The organism is Pseudomonas sp. AC242, assembly GCF_979258655.1.
This window is the reverse complement of sequence record NZ_OZ409873.1, coordinates 4,809,166-4,825,867: the sequence shown is the minus strand read 5'-3', so window position 1 is coordinate 4,825,867 and position 16,702 is coordinate 4,809,166. Positions and strand designations below refer to the sequence as shown.

16 protein-coding genes are annotated in these 16,702 nt (G+C 60.5%); 9 read left to right on the top strand and 7 right to left on the bottom strand.

Going from position 1 to position 16,702, the window contains the following annotated elements; genetic code table 11:
- Positions 1-23 precede the first annotated feature (23 nt).
- Positions 24-479: an Lrp/AsnC family transcriptional regulator gene (locus ACZZ0A_RS21615; RefSeq protein WP_463543710.1), complete on the bottom strand. Its 456-nt coding sequence runs from the start codon at positions 477-479 to the stop codon at positions 24-26.
- Between the two features lie 162 nt (positions 480-641).
- On the opposite strand from ACZZ0A_RS21615, the gene yedA reads away from it, so the two are divergent.
- A complete protein-coding gene (yedA, locus tag ACZZ0A_RS21610; RefSeq protein WP_095114045.1) occupies positions 642-1,577 on the top strand; it encodes a drug/metabolite exporter YedA in 936 nt (311 codons plus the stop codon).
- A 52-nt stretch (positions 1,578-1,629) separates the two neighbouring features.
- Complete coding sequence (locus ACZZ0A_RS21605) at positions 1,630-2,967, top strand: DEAD/DEAH box helicase (RefSeq protein WP_007909704.1); 1,338 nt, start codon at positions 1,630-1,632, stop codon at positions 2,965-2,967.
- Between the two features lie 298 nt (positions 2,968-3,265).
- Here ACZZ0A_RS21605 and ACZZ0A_RS21600 read toward each other — a convergent pair whose 3' ends face one another.
- Both ACZZ0A_RS21600 and ACZZ0A_RS21595 read right to left on the bottom strand, forming a co-directional pair.
- The gene (locus ACZZ0A_RS21600) at positions 3,266-4,513 is read right to left on the bottom strand and encodes a TIGR03862 family flavoprotein (RefSeq protein ID WP_414916753.1); all 1,248 of its coding nucleotides are present in this window, start codon (positions 4,511-4,513) and stop codon (positions 3,266-3,268) included.
- 280 nt (positions 4,514-4,793) lie between these two features.
- Positions 4,794-5,714: a histone deacetylase family protein gene (locus tag ACZZ0A_RS21595; protein ID WP_007909706.1), complete on the bottom strand. Its 921-nt coding sequence runs from the start codon at positions 5,712-5,714 to the stop codon at positions 4,794-4,796.
- Between the two features lie 82 nt (positions 5,715-5,796).
- On the opposite strand from ACZZ0A_RS21595, the gene ACZZ0A_RS21590 reads away from it, so the two are divergent.
- From ACZZ0A_RS21590 to ACZZ0A_RS21580, 3 genes are all read left to right on the top strand, one after another.
- Positions 5,797-6,366: a GNAT family N-acetyltransferase gene (locus ACZZ0A_RS21590; RefSeq protein WP_007909707.1), complete on the top strand. Its 570-nt coding sequence runs from the start codon at positions 5,797-5,799 to the stop codon at positions 6,364-6,366.
- Positions 6,367-6,475: 109 nt separating this feature from the next.
- The gene (gene tesB, locus ACZZ0A_RS21585) at positions 6,476-7,345 is read left to right on the top strand and encodes an acyl-CoA thioesterase II (protein WP_003228466.1); all 870 of its coding nucleotides are present in this window, start codon (positions 6,476-6,478) and stop codon (positions 7,343-7,345) included.
- Positions 7,342-7,935, top strand: coding sequence for an HAD family hydrolase (locus ACZZ0A_RS21580; protein ID WP_007909708.1), 594 nt, complete (start codon positions 7,342-7,344; stop codon positions 7,933-7,935). The genes tesB and ACZZ0A_RS21580 overlap by 4 nt, the downstream gene beginning before the upstream one ends.
- 114 nt (positions 7,936-8,049) lie before the next feature.
- Here the strand turns inward: ACZZ0A_RS21580 and ACZZ0A_RS21575 are convergent, their stop codons facing one another.
- The 4 genes from ACZZ0A_RS21575 to ACZZ0A_RS21560 all read right to left on the bottom strand — a co-directional run bounded on the left by ACZZ0A_RS21575 (position 8,050) and on the right by ACZZ0A_RS21560 (position 12,637).
- Complete coding sequence (locus tag ACZZ0A_RS21575; RefSeq protein WP_042704932.1) at positions 8,050-9,000, bottom strand: alpha/beta hydrolase family protein; 951 nt, start codon at positions 8,998-9,000, stop codon at positions 8,050-8,052.
- Complete coding sequence (gene ypfJ / locus ACZZ0A_RS21570) at positions 9,001-9,888, bottom strand: KPN_02809 family neutral zinc metallopeptidase (RefSeq protein ID WP_123375888.1); 888 nt, start codon at positions 9,886-9,888, stop codon at positions 9,001-9,003.
- 192 nt (positions 9,889-10,080) lie between these two features.
- The gene (locus tag ACZZ0A_RS21565) at positions 10,081-10,914 is read right to left on the bottom strand and encodes an aldo/keto reductase (RefSeq protein ID WP_463543709.1); all 834 of its coding nucleotides are present in this window, start codon (positions 10,912-10,914) and stop codon (positions 10,081-10,083) included.
- Positions 10,898-12,637 carry an FAD-dependent oxidoreductase gene (locus ACZZ0A_RS21560; protein WP_414916756.1) on the bottom strand — a complete coding sequence of 580 codons (1,740 nt, stop codon included), beginning with the start codon at positions 12,635-12,637 and terminating at the stop codon, positions 10,898-10,900. Before ACZZ0A_RS21560 ends, ACZZ0A_RS21565 begins: the two co-directional genes overlap by 17 nt.
- 176 nt (positions 12,638-12,813) lie before the next feature.
- Between ACZZ0A_RS21560 and ACZZ0A_RS21555 the strand changes: the two genes are divergently transcribed.
- The 4 genes from ACZZ0A_RS21555 to ACZZ0A_RS21540 all read left to right on the top strand — a co-directional run bounded on the left by ACZZ0A_RS21555 (position 12,814) and on the right by ACZZ0A_RS21540 (position 16,600).
- Positions 12,814-13,590 carry an IclR family transcriptional regulator gene (locus tag ACZZ0A_RS21555; RefSeq protein WP_123375891.1) on the top strand — a complete coding sequence of 259 codons (777 nt, stop codon included), beginning with the start codon at positions 12,814-12,816 and terminating at the stop codon, positions 13,588-13,590.
- Positions 13,591-13,742: 152 nt separating this feature from the next.
- Entirely contained in the window at positions 13,743-14,804 is a 1,062-nt protein-coding gene (locus ACZZ0A_RS21550) for a Gfo/Idh/MocA family protein (protein ID WP_463543708.1), read from the top strand.
- 2 nt (positions 14,805-14,806) lie between these two features.
- Positions 14,807-15,622 carry a sugar phosphate isomerase/epimerase family protein gene (locus ACZZ0A_RS21545; RefSeq protein WP_463543707.1) on the top strand — a complete coding sequence of 272 codons (816 nt, stop codon included), beginning with the start codon at positions 14,807-14,809 and terminating at the stop codon, positions 15,620-15,622.
- A 99-nt stretch (positions 15,623-15,721) separates the two neighbouring features.
- Entirely contained in the window at positions 15,722-16,600 is an 879-nt protein-coding gene (locus ACZZ0A_RS21540) for a DMT family transporter (RefSeq protein WP_007909717.1), read from the top strand.
- Positions 16,601-16,702 lie beyond the last annotated feature (102 nt).

Genomic DNA, 16,702 nt, shown 5'->3' with positions numbered 1-16,702 from the left:
CCTACAGGGAGGAATCATCATCCTCAGGATTTGCCGTTGCCTTCGATCTGGCTGAGTGGCACGCGCTTTTCGATGGCGCTCGACAGCACAATCGAGGTCTTGCTGAAACCAAACTTCGCCACGCGATTGATCAACTCCTCCAGCTCCGTCATCGATCCCACCGCAGCCTTCATCATCACGCACGGATCACCTGTCACTCGAAAGCATTCGGTCAGTTGCGGGATTTTCACCAGTTCGTCGTAAACCTTCTGACTGCCGTTCTGGTGCAGGCGCAATTCGATCATGCACTGGATCGGCAGGCCGATTTTCGACAGGTCAATTTTCGCCTCATAGCCGGTGATCACCCCCGATGCCTCAAGCTTGGCCACGCGCTCGGCAACTGCCGGGGCGGAGAGGTTAACTTTGCGCGCCAGATCGGCGTAGGACGCACGGCCTTTTTCCAACAGGGCGCTGAGCAGCATGCGGTCGTATTTATCCAAGGCCGGACTCCTGAAAATGCCAGACTTTCGAAATCACGGCTTAAGCCGTCGATCTCCGTTCTTTCCAAAGTGTACCGGCGCTATAAACAGGTTTTGTAACTTATTTTTAGTCGTGGGCCTTTCTAGAATAATCCATCCCCTGCCCAGACTTTCGAGCTGCCCATGCCTGCCTTGCGCCGTTTTTCCTTGCCGCTGATCGCCGCGTTTTTTGCGTTGTATGTGATTTGGGGATCGACCTATCTGGTGATCCGCATCGGCGTCGAGTACTGGCCACCGCTGATGCTCGGCGGTGTGCGCTTTGTGATCGCGGGTACGTTGATGTATGCCTTTCTGCGCTGGCGCGGGGCACCGGCGCCGACCTGGGCGCAGTGGAAAGCGGCGGGGATCATCGGGATTTTGCTGTTGAGTTTTGGTAATGGCGCGGTGAGTGTGGCTGAGCACACCGGTGTGGCCTCCGGCGTGGCGGCGTTGGCGGTGGCAACGGTGCCATTGTTCACCTTGCTCTGTGGATATTTCTGGGGCGCGCGCAATACCCGTCTGGAGTGGGCCGGGGTGGCGTTGGGGATTATCGGTATCGCCATGCTCAACATGGGTTCCAACCTGCAATCGAGTCCGCTGGGCGCGGCGTTGCTGATTTTCGCAGCGGCGACCTGGGCGTTCGGTTCGGTATGGAGCAAGCATCTGCCATTGCCGCAGGGGGCGATGGCCAGTGCGGTGGAAATGCTCGTTGGCGGTGTGGTGCTGCTGATTGGTAGCGCCGTCAGTGGTGAACACTTGCAAGCTGTGCCGCCGATTGAAGGCTGGCTGGCGCTGGCGTACCTGATCTTCTTCGGCTCGATCATCGCCTTCAACTCTTATATGTACCTGCTCAAGCACGTGCGTCCGGCGGCGGCGACCAGTTATGCCTACGTCAACCCGGCGGTGGCGGTGTTGCTGGGGATCGTGTTCGTTGGCGAGACCATCGGCATCGAAGAAGCGCTGGCGATGCTGGTGATCATCAGCGCCGTAGTGTTGATTGGCTTGCCACAGTGGCGCCGGCCAGCACAGCCGCCAGTCGTGGCGCCGACAGCCGTTCCCACAGAAACGCGTACGAATTAGGGTAAACTGCGCGGCATTGCATGCCTGCGTCATTTTTTCCTACGGTACTTCCATGACTTTCGCCACCCTTGGCCTGATCGAACCCTTGCTGCGCTCCCTCGAGAAGCTCGGCTACCAGACCCCGACGCCGGTTCAGGCGCAAGCCATTCCGGCCGTGCTGGCCGGTCGTGACCTGATGGCTGCGGCGCAGACTGGCACCGGCAAAACCGCCGGTTTCGCCTTGCCGCTGCTGCAGTTGCTGGCCATGGAAGGGCCGAAAGTCGCCGCCAATTCGGTGCGCGCGCTGATTCTGGTGCCGACCCGTGAGCTGGCCGAACAAGTCCACGAAGCCGTGCGCCAGTACGCCGAAAACCTGCCGTTGCGCACGTACGCGGTGTACGGCGGCGTCAGCATCAACCCGCAAATGATGAAGCTGCGCGGCGGCGTCGATCTGCTGGTGGCGACGCCGGGCCGTCTGCTCGACCTGTTCCGCCAGAAGGCGCTGAAATTCAATCAGCTGCAAACCCTGGTGCTCGACGAAGCCGATCGCATGCTCGATCTGGGCTTCTCCGAAGAACTGTCGAACATCTACCGCGCACTGCCGAAGAAACGTCAGACGCTGCTGTTCTCCGCGACCTTCTCCGATGACATCCGCCTGCTGGCCGGGCAGATGCTCGACGATCCGCTGACCGTCGAGGTCAGCCCGCGCAACGTGGCTGCCAACACGGTCAAGCAGTGGATCGTGACGGTGGACAAGAAGCGCAAGGCTGAGCTGTTCGTGCACTTGATGCGCAAGAACAAGTGGAAGCAGGTGCTGGTGTTCGCCAAGACCCGCAACGGTGTGGATGCGCTGGTGGAAAAACTTCAGGGCCTTGGTGTGAATGCTGACGGTATCCATGGTGATAAACCGCAGGCAACCCGTCAGCGAGCGCTGGATCGTTTCAAGCTCAGTGAAGTGCAGATTCTGGTTGCGACTGATGTAGCGGCGCGGGGGCTGGATATCGAAGATCTGCCGTTGGTGATCAACTTCGATCTGCCGATCGTGGCTGAGGATTACATTCACCGTATTGGCCGTACCGGCCGTGCTGGCGCAACCGGTGAGGCGATTTCGCTGGTGTGTGCGGATGAAGTGAACATGTTGTCGGCGATCGAGATGCTGACGCGGCAGACCTTGAAGCGTCAGAACGAGCCGGATTTCGAACCTGAGCACCGCGTGCCGGACACCGACGCCAGCGGTCAGGTGATCAAGAAGCCGAAAAAACCGAAGAAGCCGAAAGCTTCGGGTGGTGGTGGCAAGCGCAATCTGGGTAAGTGGGTCGATAGCGGCGAGACGCAGGCGCCGGAGCCTTCGGTCAAGCCTGTGCGCAAGGTGCCGGTGTTTAACACTGGACCGCGCAAGCGTAAGCCTTAAGGTCAAAAGCCCCTCACCCTAACCCTCTCCCCAAGGGAGAGGGGACTGATTGGGGGATGCTCGCGAAGTACGCCGACTTGATCCTATGGCTGTGAATCCATAATCGACAAAGCTTTCGCCTGACACCTAGGTCGTCTGACCAAATCCATAATCGACTCGGTGTTTCAGGTCGATGTATGGCGCCAGACACCTCGGTCGGTTGACCAAATCGATAATCGACTCGGTGGTTCAGGTCGATGTATGGCGTCAGACACCTCACCCCAGCCCTCTCCTTCTGGGAGAGGGCTGGGGTGAGGGTTCAGGCAGACGCCTCGGACTTGAACCACTGCACAATCCCCAACCCTGCCGCCCGCCCGCTGGCAAAACACCCCGTCAGCAAATACCCGCCCGTCGGTGCTTCCCAATCCAGCATCTCCCCCGCGCAGAACACCCCCGGCAACGCCTTGAGCATCAAACGCTCATCCATCGCCTCGAACGTCACGCCACCAGCGCTGCTGATCGCTTCGTCCAGCGGACGGGTTTTCACCAAGGTCAGCGGCAACGCCTTGATCGCCCGGGCCAATAGCGCCGGATCGGCGAAAGTCGCAGCATCGGTCAGCTCACGCAGCAATGCCGCTTTCACCCCATCAATCCCGACCTGACTGTGCAAATGCTTGGCCATCGAACGCGAACCGCGAGGCTTGCTCAACGCTGCCTGCAATTTATCCACAGGCCGGCCGGGCAGCAGATCGATGTGAACGGTCGCTGCGCCGTACTGATTGATCGCCTCACGAATCGGCGCCGACAGCGCATAAATCAGACTGCCCTCGATCCCTGTAGCGGTGATTACACATTCGCCCAAGCGCGGTACATCATCGTTCAAACCAATGGCGATATTTTTCAGCGGTGCGCCGGCGAATTTGCTGACCATCAACTCGCTCCAAGCCTGCACCTCGAAGCCACAATTACTTGGCTGCAACGGCGCAAGTCCTACACCGCGTTGCTCCAGCGGCAGCATCCAGGCACCGTCGGAACCAAGGCGCGACCAACTGCCGCCGCCGAGGGCGAGCAGGGTGGCGTCGGGTTTGACGGTGATTTCACCTTCCGGGCTGTCGATGCGCAGCGCGCCGTGTTCATCCCAGCCGAGCCAGCGATGGCGGGTGTGGATAACTACGCCGCTGTCGCGTAAGCGTTTGAGCCAGGCGCGCAGCAGCGGCGCGGCTTTCATGTCGGTGGGGAATACGCGGCCGGAGCTGCCGACAAAGGTTTCGATGCCCAGATCGTGAATCCATGTGCACAACGCATCGGCGTCGAAGCCGCGCAGCAGCGGGGCGATTTGTGGCGCGCGTTCGGCGTAGCGCGAGAGAAACGCCGGGTACGCTTCAGAGTGGGTGATGTTCATGCCGCCGACGCCGGCCAGCAGAAACTTGCGTCCCACCGAGGGCATGCCGTCGTAGAGATCGACGCGGATTCCGGCCTGGCTCAGTACTTCAGCGGCCATCAGGCCGGCGGGGCCACCGCCAATGATGGCGACGTGAGCGGGGGAGGAGGCGGAAGTCTGGGTCATGGCGTGCGCTGCGGTATGGCGGGATAAGGCGCGCATTCTAACAGCGCAGATCTTTTGTAGGAGTGAGCCTGCTCGCGATAGCGGTGTGTCAGCCAAATTAATGTTGAAGGTGCTGACGCATCGCGAGCAGGCTCACTCCTACAGGGATTTGAGGTGGCCTTGAGTTGTTGGTTGAAAAGTGATCAGTGCTCTGTAGGCCCTGTCGGATATGGCCTGTAGTCCCTTTCACTCAGGTTATCCACAGGCCGTTCCACAGCGATTGTGGGTAACGCAGCACAACTCAATGACAACCGTGTGACTGCCAGACCCGTTGCGCGCTGTGATGCAGGATGCCGTGGCGACGGGCGAGGGCGTGGCGATCCTTGCTGTAGCCGCCGCCAATCACGCCCATCACCGGAATATCGCGGCCCAGGCAATGGCGCATCACGCTTTCATCACGGGCGGCGACGCCTGCGTCGGTCAGTTGCAGATAACCGAGGGCATCGTCCTTGTGCACATCGACGCCGGCGTCGTATAGCACCAGATCCGGTTGATACAGCGGCAGCAAATAGCTGAGCGTGTCATCGACCACCTTCAAATAATCGCCATCGCCCATGCCTTTGGGCAGCGGGATGTCCCAGTCACTTTCCGCTTTACGTGCAGGAAAATTCTTCTCGCAGTGCAGGGAAACGGTAATCGCCTCCGGCGTGTCATGCAGGATTCGCGCGGTGCCATCGCCCTGATGCACATCGCAATCGAAGATCAGCACGCGATTCACGCGACCGCTTTGCAGCAGGTAATGGCTGATGATCGCCAGGTCATTGAAAATGCAGAAGCCCGCCGGGTAATCGTAATGCGCATGATGGGTGCCGCCGGCCAAGTGGCAGGCGAGGCCATGCTCAAGGGCTTTTTCCGCCGCCAGTATCGAACCGCCGACGGCCCGCACCGTACGCCTTGCCAACGCTTCGTTCCAAGGCAGGCCGAGGCGCCGCTGGTCTTCGCGGGACAACTCGCCGCTCATGTAGCGTTCGATATACGCACGGTCATGGGCGAGGGCGAGGATGTCGTTGGGGCAGATCTCCGGGCGCAGCAGGTCGGCATCGCGGGTCAGACCGCTGTCGACCAGGTGATCGCGCAGCAGGCGAAACTTGTCCATCGGGAAGCGGTGATCCGCCGGAAACTCAGGGCTGTAGTCTTCGTGGTAGATCAGCGGCAGTGGCATGGCTAATTCATGTAGGAACGTAGGAAAGAGTGAAGGATCCTACCAGCGATGTAGACTTGCGGCATGGAAACGGAGGGGCACGATGGAGCCGATACTGGAACTTGAAAGCGCGCGCTTGCTGATGCGTCAGTGGCAGGACGAGGATTTGCCGGCATTTGCCGCGATGTGCGCCGATCCTCAAGTGATGCGTTATTTTCCGGCCCCGTTGAGCCGACTGGAAAGCGCTTCAATGATCGGCCGCGTGCGCGGGCATTTTGCCGAGCACGGTTTTGGCTTGTGGGCGCTGGAGCGCAAGGACAGCGGCGAATTTATCGGTTTCACCGGGCTCGGCGTGGTCGGGTTCGACACGCCGTTCACCCCGGCGGTGGAAATTGGCTGGCGCCTGGCCAAGGAACATTGGGGCCTCGGTTATGCCAGCGAAGCGGCATGGACCGCTCTACGCTGCGGCTTTGATCGCTTGGCCTTGAAGGAAATCGTCTCCTTCACCGCGCAATCCAATCTGCCGTCGGAGAAAGTCATGCAGGCGATCGGCATGCATCACGCCCCGGACGATGATTTCGATCACCCCAAGCTTGCCGCCGATCATCCGTTGCGCCGGCATGTGCTCTACCGCATCACCCGCGAACAATGGCTGCAAACCTTGCATGGATAAGCCGACACGGACGTTTACAATGGCCGCCATATCATTGGCCCGCGCCAGAATCTGAATCGGCCGCCGCAGCCAAGACTGCGCGGCATAGCTTTGTGTGAGGAGAGTCTGAATGAGCCAAGTGTTGGAAGATCTGGTTGACCTGCTGACCCTGGAACCGATCGAAGAAAACCTGTTCCGTGGCCGCAGCCAGGATCTGGGTTTCCGTCAGTTGTTCGGTGGCCAGGTGCTCGGCCAGTCGCTGTCGGCGGCCAGTCAGACCGTTGAAGAGGCGCGCCATGTGCATTCGATGCACGGTTATTTCCTGCGTCCGGGCGATGCCAAGTTGCCGGTGGTCTACTCGGTTGATCGCGTGCGCGATGGCGGCAGCTTCAGCACTCGTCGGGTCACGGCGATCCAGAAGGGCCATCCGATCTTCACCTGCAGCGCTTCGTTTCAGTATGACGAAGCAGGCTTCGAGCACCAGAGCCAGATGCCGGTGGTGGTCGGCCCGGAAAACCTGCCGTCGGAGCTGGAACTGACCCAGCAACGCGCGCACCTGATCCCGGAACACATGCGTGAAAAACTGCTGTGCCCGAAGCCGATCGAAGTGCGCCCGGTCACCGAAAAGGATCCGTATAACCCGCAGCCAGCGGATCCGGTGAAGTACGTGTGGTTCCGTGCTGATGGCGCACTCGCCGACATCCCGGCGCTGCATAAATACTTGCTCGCCTACGCTTCTGACTTCGGTTTGTTGACCACCTCGATGTTGCCCCACGGCAAGTCGGTCTGGCAGAAAGACATGCAGGTCGCCAGCCTCGATCACGCGCTGTGGTTCCACAACGATCTGCGCGCCGATGACTGGTTGCTCTATGCGATGGACAGCCCGTGGGCCGGCAATTCCCGTGGTTTCTCCCGTGGCAGCGTGTACAACCGCGCCGGGCAATTGGTGGCTTCGGTGACGCAGGAAGGCTTGATCCGCCATCGCAAGGATTGGGCATGAGCCTGAAGGATGTGAAGCACTGGGTGTTCGACATGGACGGCACGCTGACCGTCGCCGTGCATGATTTTGCAGCGATTCGCGTGGCGCTGGCGATTCCGCCGCAGGACGACATCCTCACTCATCTTGCGGCATTGCCGGCGGATGAGGCAGCAGCGAAACATGCCTGGTTGTTGGAGCACGAGCGCGATCTGGCGCTGGGTTCGACCCCGGCCAACGGGGCGGTAGAGCTGGTGCGTGATCTGCACGCACGCGGTTATCGCCTCGGCATTCTGACCCGCAATGCGCGGGAATTGGCACATGTGACGCTGGAGGCCATTGGTTTGGCTGACTGTTTTGCGGTGGACGATGTGTTGGGCCGTGATGAAGCACCGCCGAAGCCGCATCCGGGTGGTTTGCTGAAACTGGCAGACGCTTGGGACGTGCCGGCGAGTGAGCTGGTGATGGTCGGTGATTACCGCTTTGATCTGGATTGCGGCCGCGCGGCGGGCGCGCGGACAGTGCTGGTGAATCTGCCGGAAAACCCGTGGCCGGAGCTGACCGATTGGCATGCGAAGGATTGTGTCGAGTTGCGGCGGATGCTGCTGGCCTGAAATCTTGGCTGCTTTAGCGGGCCTCATCGCGAGCAGGCTCACTCCTACAATTGAATGCGTTCCCCTGTAGGAGTGAGCCTGCTCGCGATGGCGTCAGATCAATCAGCACAAAACTTATTCGAACAACGCCTTCTGCCCCTCCGGCGAGGTCAGCATTCCATCTCCGTTATGCCCAACCCCGGGCACTTCAACCAACCGCTGATTCACCCCTTCCGGATGGCGACGCAGCAAATAGCCGAAGTAAAACTTGCCACGCTCCAGGCGATACGCCCCTTGCGCTTCGGCTTCACAACGCTTGTCCAACGCCGGATGGTTAGGATCGGTGTCCTGCTGCCCAAGCAGATAAATCACCTCGCGTTTGACGTAACCGCTCTCAAGCTGCAACGGCGTTTGCCCACCGGCGTACACCGGCATGTCTGACAGACCGTACTTCCAGCGATTGAAACCCGCGCACTTGGCGTGATCGAACGCCACCGGCCGTTGCTCATTGAAATACGCATAGGACGACGGATTGGCCACCACATAACGCAAGCGAATGCCGTTGGCCTTCAGCGCTGGCTGATCCTTGGCGAGCAGGGCATAACGCTGCACCACTTGACCGCCACCGGAATGACCGAAAATCACGATCTGCTTCACGTCCGGAAACTGTTTGCGGTCGCTGATCCGCGCGACGATCTCATCGAGCGCCGCATAGGAACTCAACGGATTCGGTCCTGTGGATAACCCGCCGCCCATCCACTCGTTGCCTTGCCAGCGCAGCAGCGTGGTGGGGAGCGAGTACAGCGCGACATCGCTTTCATTGAGGAACTGCGGCGCAATCACCAGCGTGTGGGGGCTTTGTCCCGCCAGCTCGGCCGCGCTCTCGGCGCTTTTGCGATAGGTCTCGGCGTTGCGCAACCGGCCATGAATGACGATCAGCACACGCTCGATCTTCTCCGGCGCAGGACCAATGCCTACCGCCATTTCCCCGGCCTTGAGTTGCAAACGACCGGGGCTGATCGCATCGACACCTGCGGCGTGCGCGGTGCTGCCAACCATCAGTAACGCTAAAAGCCATTTATGCATTTACAGGTTTTTCGCCGCGAAGGTGTCGCACTGGCCGACCTGGCCCTGTGCGAATCCGGTTTTGAACCAGCGCACCCTTTGCGCCGACGTACCGTGGGTAAACGAGTCCGGCACCACACGGCCCTGACCTTGTTGTTGCAAGCGATCATCACCGATGGCGTTGGCCGCATTCAAGGCCTCTTCGATGTCGCCCGGTTCCAGCCAGTTCAAGCGCTTCTGTGCGCTGTAGGCCCAGACGCCGGCGAGGCAATCGGCCTGCAATTCCTGACGCACCAGCAAACCGCCGTCGCCTTCCATTTGCCGACCTTGTTGACGGGCTGTCTGAATTTTCGCCGAGACGCCAAGAAGCGTCTGCACATGGTGTCCGACTTCATGCGCGATGACGTAGGCCTGAGCGAAATCGCCGGCAGCCTTGAAGCGTTGCGACATCTCCTGGAAGAACGCCATGTCCAGATAAACCTTCTGGTCCGCCGGGCAATAGAACGGGCCAGTGGCCGAGGTCGCCAGACCGCAGGCGGAATTGACCCGGTTGCTGAACAGCACCAAGGTCGGGTCCTTATATTGCCGGCCAGCCTGCTGGAAAACCGCGCCCCAGGTGTCTTCGGTGTCACCAAGGATCGAGCGGACGAACTCGGCCTGTTCATCATTGGCCGGCGGCGCCTGACGGGTTTGCGAAGTCGGCGCGGCTTGTTGCCCCGATTGCCCGGCGAGCTGACCGAGGATCTGCAGCGGATCCTGCCCGGTGATCCAGCCAATGCCGACAATCAGCAGGATGGCCCCCAGGCTCAGGCCTTTGCCGCCGCCGAAACGCATGCCGCCACCGCCGCCGGCATCATCACCACGGGCATCGACGACGTTGTCACTGCGTCGGCCTTTTTTCCATAGCATGTGGGAATCCTCTGTGTGTATCGGGTGATGATGAGTGTTGCTGCTGTGTGAGTGTGGCGCCAGTCCGGTCGTCCGTCTATTGGCCACACGCAAACAGGCCCGGCCTCGTACTGACGAGGTCGGGCCTGTTATTGACGATCACCCGCCCTGGGAATTCAATCCCTTGGCGGGTTTCTTTCAGCAGGTCATCGATCAGCGATCAAACGCATCCCACTGCGGTGCGAAATCCGGGCTGACCTGGCGTTGATTTTTCGGCAGTGCGGCAATCAAAGCACGGTCCTCATCGTCCAGTTCGACCTTCAGTGACGCCAGGTTGGCCAGTTGATTGGTCTGGCTGCTGGCCTTGGGAATGGCCGCAACGTTGGGCTGATCGAGCAACCATTTCAGTGCGACCTGCGTCGGCAATACGCCGTGCTTTTTGGCGATCTGTTGAATCTGCGGGATGTCCGAGACCTTGTTGCGTGCCAGTGGGGTGTAGGCCGTCAGTGCCATGTCGTGTTGACGGGCGTAGTCGAGCAGGGCGTTTTGTCCGAGCAGGACGTGGTACTCGACCTGAATCGCTGACAGATCAATCCCATATTCCTCGATGACTTTGCGTAGCAGGGGCAGCGGAAAATTCGCCACGCCGATGTTGCGCGCCAGGCCCTGCTCCTTGAACGATGCCAGCGTCTCGAGGGTACGCGGCAGATCCCAGTCGGTGGCTGGCCAGTGGATCATGAACAGATCGACGTAGTCGCTGCGCAAAGCGCTAAGGCTGCGGTCCATGGAATGGCGCATCGCGTCGGGTTGCAGCTGATCCCACCAGACCTTGGTGGTGACATGAATCTGTTCGCGCGGTGTCGGCGTATTCGCCAGTGCTTGTCCGACCGCGTCTTCGTTGTTGTAGGCCGCCGCGGTGTCGATGTGTCGATAACCCAATTCCAGCGCTTGCTCGACGGCGCGGGTGCATTCGGCGCCGAGCATCGGCCAGGTGCCGAGACCGAGTTTCGGCATGTTCAAACCTTGGGCGTTAACGATGTGCTGCATGGTCGATCTCCTGTTCGAAAGCAGTCATGCCGGCAATGTGCCGGGCGGCGATGTAGCCGAAAGTCAGTGCCGGGCCGAGGTTGATCCCGCCCGCCGGGTAGTGGCCACCCATGATGCTGGCCATGTCGCCGCCCGCTGCGTAGAGGCCGGTGATGGGCTGTTCGTGGGCGTCCAGCACTTGTGCGTGTGGGTTGACCTTGAGCCCGGCAAACGTACCGAAGCAGCCCGGTTGGACTTTTACGGCGTAGTACGGGCCGGTATCTATTGGGGCAACGCAGGGGTTGGGAAGGTTCGCCGGATCACCCTGTTTGCGGTTGTAGGGTGTTGCGCCGCGACCGAACTGCGGGTCTTCGCCGTGACGGGCATGGCGGTTGTAGTTATCCACAGTCTGGCGCAAGCCGCTCGGGTCGATGCCGCAGGCGAGGGCCAATTCTTCAATACTGTTACCGCTTTTCAGATAGCCGCTGCGGATAAATTCTGACACTGGCAGCGGAAATGGCCGCGATATGCCGAGGCCATAACGGCGTTGAAAAGCGTGGGTGCAGATCAGCCATGAGGCGACTTCTTCACCTTCAGGCGCGGCGGCAACCATGGCGCTGACGTAGTCGAAATAGCCGTTGGCTTCGTTGACGAAACGCTGACCGTTGCTGAGCACGCCGATGATGCCGGGTTTGCCGCGCTCGATGATGTGTGGGAAATGGCCGATGCTGCCGTCGGAATGTGGCACTTGCGAAACCGGTGCCCACGCCACGGGCGAAGCCACATCGGTATTGACCCGTGCACCGACGCTTTCGCCCAGGCGCAGGCCATCGCCGTTGATGGCCTGCGGTGGCAGCGCCCAATGCTCGTGACCGGTCGGCGTGCGCGGGAACAGGGCTTTGCGCCGCTCGATGTCATTGGCAAAACCACCGGCGGCGAGTACTACGGCTTTGCGTGCATGAATGCGGATCGGGCCCTTGCGGGTGCTGACCTGCGCGCCCGAGACGCGCGAGCCATCACGCAGCAGTTCCGTTACGGGCGCCGATTCCCAGAGCAGAACGCCAAGGTCTTCGGCGGACTTCGCCAGCCTTGCCACCAGCGCCACGCCGTTGACCAGTTGCATCGCCCGGCCATGCACCGCGAAGTCGAACAAGTGCCGAGTGAATCGTCGCGTCACGTGCCACGCGGCTTTCAGCGAACGGGTCAAGTTGAGGAACGCCGACAGATCTGCGCCCGCCATGATCGGCATGCCCATGAAGGACGTTTCGCGCATGGTCGTGCGAAGTCGCTTGAGCAAGCGTCCGACCTTGCGGCCATCGTAGGGTGCGGCGATCACCGATCGACCACCGGTGCCTGCGCCCGGTGTGTCGCCATGGATGTCGGCGATCGCATTGCCGTCGGCGAATTGCAAGGCAGTGTGCTGCTCGAAAAACGCAACCATGCGTGGCCCGGCTTCCAGGAAAGCGTCGATCATCGCCGGATCGAAATGCTCGCCCAGTTCATGGCGCAAATAGGTGCGCGGTTGTTCGACGTCTTCGATGATGCCGGCGCGACGTGCCAGCGGATTGCACGGCACCCACGCCCAGCCACCCGACCACGCGGTGGCGCCACCGAACACCGAATCCTTTTCGACGACGATGACTTTCAGGCCATGCCATGCAGCGGTGACGGCTGCTGACAATCCGGCGGCGCCGGAGCCGATGATTAAGACGTCGCAGTCGATAGCGGGAAGTTCGGCAGGCATCAAACAAGGCTCCAGCATTGGTTTTTTTTGGAATTTGATTCCAGAAAGTAACCATTGCTACCATCGGCCTACAAGCCTTGATACGACAAACCGGGCGGTTATCGAACGCGCAGTTCCGGATTTCGCTTTGCGGTAGATGTCTTCTAGAATCGGCGAAATTTCATTTGGATTTCCCTATGGCCGGCAGTCAAATCGAACGGGTTTTCAGCGTGCTGGAAAGCCTCACCAGTGATCCGCGCGGGCTGCCGATGCAGACGCTGGCCGAGCAATTGGACATCCCCAAGAGTGCAACGCACCGCTTGCTCGCCGAGCTGATCCGCCTGGGCTACGTGCGGCAGAATGCGGAAACCTTGCGTTATCACTTGTCGACCAAACTGGTGGCGATGGGCTTCCAGTATTTATCGAGCAGCGGCGCCGATATTGTCCAGCCCGTGCTGGATCGACTGGCGCAGGAAACCGGTGAACTGGTGCGTCTGGGCGTGATCGATGGCGAGCGGCAGACCTGGATCGCCAAGGCGCAGGGCGCGCGTACCGGCCTGCGTTACGACCCGGACATGGGCCGCGATGCGCCGCTGTTTTACACCGCGTCCGGGCACGCATGGCTGGCGTGCATGAGCGATGCCGAGGCGCTGTCGCTGGTTGAGCGTCAAGCGGCGGAAGTGCCTGTGGGGATTGGGCCGAATGCGCCGCGCTCTAATATCGAATTGCTGGAACGCCTGCGTCTGGCGCGCGAGCAGGGCTATGCCTGGGTCGAGGAGAGCTCGGCAGTCGGCACTTCGGCGATTGCTGCGGTGGTGAAGCACCCGGCGGATGGACGGGTGATCGGTGTACTCAGTATTGCCGGGCCGAGCGCGCGGATGCCGGGGGCACGGTTGCATGAGCTGGCGCCGTTGTTACTGAAGTCTGCCGAGGAAATGTCAGCGGCGAGCCTGGCCTCAGAACTGTTTATCTAATCCGCCGCAAATCCTCCTACATGGATCTTCGTTTGGCGTGAAATTGTGCGGTGTTCGCACGGTTTTAGAATGGATGGGTGTTTGATTCTGGAACTCGGTTCTAAATTGTTGCTGGAGTGATATTCCAACAACAATCACAAAAGGACCACACCTTGAATTCGCCCCTTCGAATCGCCCTGATCGGTGCCGGCAACATGGGCCAGCAACATTATCGGCATCTGCAATCTCTCACCGAAGCGACGCTGTGCGCGGTGGCTGATCCCGGGCCGCAATCAGCAGGGCTTGCGGCTGAGTGGGGTGTAAGGCATTTCGCTGATCATCATCAGATGCTCGAGCACATTAGGCCCGACGCGGTGATCGTCGCCAATCCGAATAACCAGCACGTCGCTACGGCGCTCGATTGTCTGGCGGCAGGCGTACCGGTGCTGTTGGAGAAACCGGTCGGCGTGCAACTGGATGAAGCGCGCGAGCTGGTCGCGGCGGTTAAACGCAGCGGTGTGCCGGTGCTGGTCGGCCACCACCGGCGCCACAATCCACTGATCGTGCGCGCCCATGAGCTGTTACAGCGCGGAGCGCTCGGGCGTCTGACCACGGTCACCGCGCTGTTTCAGTTGCGCAAACCGGACAGCTATTTCGAGGTCCCGTGGCGCCGTGAAACGGGGGCGGGGATGTTGCTGACTAATCTGATTCACGATCTCGATCTGCTGCGTCACCTGTGCGGCGAAGTGCGCTCGGTACAAGCGATCACTGACAACTCAGTGCGCGGTTTCGCCAATGAAGACAGCGCGGCGGTGTTGCTGCAATTCGAAGGTGGCACATTGGGCACGTTGAGCGGGTCCGATGCGGTGGCTGCGCCGTGGAGTTGGGAACTGGATTCCGGTGAGAACCCGGTGTATCCGCGTCAGGCCGATCAGCCGTGTTATCTGCTGGCCGGGACTGCCGGCGCCTTGAGCATTCCGCAGCTCAAGCGTTGGCATTATGCCGCTGATCAGGTCGATGCCGGTTGGCATGAACCCTTGTTGATGGTCGAAGAGTCCTACAGCGGTGACGAAGCTTTGCGCTTGCAGTTACAGCATTTCGTACGCGTGGCACGGCGTGAAGTCGCGCCACTGGTGAGTGCGGCCGACGCTGCGCGCACTTTGGCGCTGATCGAAGCCATCCGCGAGGCCGCCGCCACTGGCCGCGCCTGCGCCCCTGCACTGATCGAGGCTTGAACATGAGCGAACGAATCCTGTCCCTGGCCAGCCTGACTGTGCTGGAGTTATCGCCACCGCAAATGGTCGAGGTGGCGGCACGTGCCGGATACAGCCATGTCGGTTTGCGCCTGGAACCGGCAACGCCCGAGGAGCATCACTTCCCGTTGGTCGCCGATGCTGAATTGCGCCGTCAGACGTTGCAGCGTCTGCGCGCTACCGGCATCCGTGTGCTCGACGTGGAAATCCTGCGCTTGAAGCCGCAAACCATCGTTGCCGATTTCGAGAAACTTTTAACGGTCGGTGCAGAATTTGGCGCTACCGAATTGCTGGTCGCCGGTAACGATCCTGACGAGCAGCGGCTTACCGATAACTTTGCGGCGCTTTGCGATCTGGCCAGGCCTTACGGGTTGCACCCGCACCTGGAGTTCATGCCCTGGACCGATGCGCGCGACCTTGAACAAGCGCTGCGAATTGTCGAGAGCGCGGATCGGGAAAACGCTGCGGTGCTGGTCGATGCCTTTCACTTTGATCGTTCGGCTTCACGGCTTGAGGATCTGCAAACGGTGTCGCCGGCGAGGCTGCGTTATGCACAATTATGTGATGTCGCGGGTCCGCGACCGTCAGACATGGCCGAGATCTTGCGTCAGGCGCGCAATGAGCGGCGGTTTCCCGGCGAGGGTGATTGTGATCTGCTCGGGCTGCTGAAAGCGCTGCCGGCTAATATCCCACTGAGTCTGGAAATTCCCACGGTTAAACTGCTGGAGCAGGGCGTGAGCGGATTGCAGCGGGCGCAGATGGCGATTGATCGAACGCGCAAGTTGTTGGCGCACCTGTAAGCGCGGCTGCGCACCTGTCGCGGGCAAGCCCGCTCCCACAGGGGGAGGCGAGACTGCCTGCGAAGCTTTTGATCTTTTACGGCACCACAAGGAAACCCGATGACTGTCAGCACTCCGCTCTCTGGTGTCAACCAACCCTTCAAGGGGATCTTGCTGATTGTCGTGGCGACCTTCCTGTTCTCCAGTCACGACGCATTGTCGAAATATCTCTCGGGTTTCTATCCGATCGTGATGGTGGTCTGGGCGCGCTATCTGGTGCACACCTTACTGATGGCGGGGATTTTTCTGCCGCAGTCCGGGTTGCGCGTCCTACGCACCAAGAAGCCGTTATGGCAGTTGACCCGAGCACTTTGCCTGCTCGGTACCAGCCTGTTTTTCACCACGGCCTTGCTGTATATCCCGCTGGCGGAAGCCACGGCGGTCAACTTTCTTGCGCCGGTATTGGTGACCGCGTTGTCGGTGCCGCTGCTCAAGGAGCGAGTGACACGCGGCCAATGGATCGCGGTGATCTGCGGCTTTATTGGCGTGCTGATCATCGTTCACCCGGGCGGTGAATTGTTCACTCCGGCGGTGTTGCTGCCGTTCTGCTCGGCGCTGTTTTTCTGCTTCTATCAACTGCTGACCCGCAAGCTCGCCGAAGTCGACAGCCCGACCACCAGCAACTTCTTCGCCGGGCTGTGCAACACATTGGTGATGAGTGCGCTGGTGCCGTTCTTCTGGCAAGTGCCGACGTTGACCCATGCCGGGTTGATGCTGGCGCTGGGCAGTTGCGGGATGACTGCGCATTTGTTTCTGACCCAAGCCTTCCGCCATGCCGCACCGGCGCTGCTGGCGCCGTTCGGTTATTGCCAGATCGTGTTTGCCGGGTTGTTGGGTTGGCTGCTGTTCAATCACACGCCGAGTCTGCTGACGATCATTGGCATTGCGGTGATCTGTTGCAGTGGACTGGCGGCAGCGTGGCAGCAGAGCCGCCGCTGAAGAGACCGCAACCCCCTGTGTAGGAGCTGACGAGTGAAACGAGGCTGCGATCTTTTGATCTTCAACATCAAGATCAAAAGATTGCAGCGTGCCGCAGCTCCT